Annotated in this window: 2 protein-coding genes; one reads left to right on the forward strand and one right to left on the reverse strand. The window is 69.8% G+C overall.

What is annotated here, in order from left to right:
• On the reverse strand, positions 1 to 307 hold a 307-nt coding region (locus G6030_RS14845), incomplete at its 3' end, for a TetR family transcriptional regulator (protein ID WP_182643649.1).
• 106 nt (positions 308 to 413) lie between these two features.
• Between G6030_RS14845 and bioB the strand changes: the two genes are divergently transcribed.
• Positions 414 to 1195, forward strand: a 782-nt coding sequence (gene bioB, locus G6030_RS14850; protein ID WP_182643650.1) for a biotin synthase BioB, incomplete at its 3' end; no start/stop codon positions are given.

Consider the following 1195-nt stretch of genomic DNA (forward strand, 5'->3'; position numbering starts at 1 on the left):
CGGCCGCGAGGCCGAGTGCGACGATCTCCGCGCCGTCCGGCACGCCCCTGACCGCCGCCCGTAGAACCGCACCCACCTCCCGCAGCTCGGCGGCCGCAGACGCACCCGAGCCCACCGAGCCCATGGCCGCGAGAATCCGCTCGGCGACCGCGGTGAGCAGCGCCTGCTTGGACGGCACGTGCCAGTACAGCGCGCTCGGCTGGACGCCCAACCGCGTCGCCAACGTGCGCATCGACATCCCGGGCAGCCCGGACTCGCGGAGCAGGTCGAGCGCGGTGTCGACGACCGTTGTCGTTGTCAGGGCCACGATCGACGATCCTACCGCGCGACCCCGATCCTCCTGAACGCTGTACAAGACTAAGACGCTCGGCTAGCTTGAACACCGTTCAATGAACGGCGTTCAGGAGGAAGCCATGCCCGTCACCACCCCCCGCTGGCACGAGCTCGCGGACCACGTCCTCGCCGGCGGAGTCGTCACCGCGGCGGACGCCCTGGCAGTCCTCGACTCGCCGGACTCCGAGCTCATGGAGGTCGTGGCCGCGGCGTCCCGGCTGCGGTTCGAGCACTTCGGCAACAAGGTCAAGGTCAACTACCTGGTCAACCTCAAGTCCGGCCTGTGCCCGGAGGACTGCTTCTACTGCTCGCAGCGTCTCAACTCCACGGCCGGCATCCTGCGCTACACCTGGCTCAACACCGAGGAGGCCGTCACCGCGGCCAAGGCGGGCATCGCGGCCGGCGCCTCGCGCGTGTGCCTGGTCGCCAGCGGCACCGGCCCCAGCAATCGCGAGGTCGGCAAGGTCTCCGACATCATCGAGGCCATCAAGTCCGACACCCCGGGCGTCGAGGTGTGCGCCTGCCTGGGCGCCCTGAAGGACGGCCAGGCGGAGAAGCTGTGCGCGAGCGGCGCCGACGCCTACAACCACAACCTCAACACGGCCGAGAGCCATTACGAGGACATCTGCACCACCCACACCTACGCCGACCGCGAGCACACCGTCGCCCAGGCCCACGGCGCCGGACTCTCGGCGTGCTCGGGCTTCATCGCGGGCATGGGTGAGACGCACGACCAGCTCGTCGAGCTCGCCTTCGACCTGCGCGCCAAGGACGTCGACTCGATCCCGGTCAACTTCCTGCTGCCCTTCGACGGCACCCCGCTCGAGGGCGTGGACACCCTCAACCCGCGCGACTGCCTGCG

Origin of the sequence: Dietzia sp. E1, from assembly GCF_014145015.1 — a bacterium.
In the GTDB taxonomy this organism is placed as follows: domain Bacteria; phylum Actinomycetota; class Actinomycetes; order Mycobacteriales; family Mycobacteriaceae; genus Dietzia; species Dietzia cinnamea_A.